General features: G+C 53.6%; 1 rRNA gene. It reads right to left on the bottom strand.

Annotation, left to right across the window (positions count from 1 at the left end):
• Positions 1-563 (bottom strand): 16S ribosomal RNA (locus CIK04_RS31140); the annotation flags it as partial.

Raw genomic sequence — 563 nt, 5'->3', positions numbered from 1 at the left:
CATTCTGATCCACGATTACTAGCGATTCCGACTTCATGGAGTCGAGTTGCAGACTCCAATCCGGACTACGACGCACTTTTTGGGATTCGCTCACTTTCGCAAGTTGGCMGCCCTCTGTATGCGCCATTGTAGCACGTGTGTAGCCCTACTCGTAAGGGCCATGATGACTTGCGTCGTCCCCACCTTCCTCCGGTTTATCACCGGCAGTCTCCCTGGAGTTCCCGACATTACTCGCTGGCAAACAAGGATAAGGGTTGCGCTCGTTGCGGGACTTAACCCAACATTTCACAACACGAGCTGACGACAGCCATGCAGCACCTGTCTCAGAGTTCCCGAAGGCACTCCAGCGTCTCCGCTAGATTCTCTGGATGTCAAGAGTAGGTAAGGTTCTTCGCGTTGCATCGAATTAAACCACATGCTCCACCGCTTGTGCGGGCCCCCGTCAATTCATTTGAGTTTTAATCTTGCGACCGTACTCCCCAGGCGGTCTACTTAACGCGTTAGCTCCGAAAGCCACGGCTCAAGGCCACAACCTCCAAGTAGACATCGTTTACAGCGTGGAC

This window comes from Vibrio sp. 03_296, from assembly GCF_002265885.1.
The sequence above is the reverse complement of the archived record's forward strand: the minus strand, read 5'-3'. Positions and strand labels throughout refer to the sequence as shown.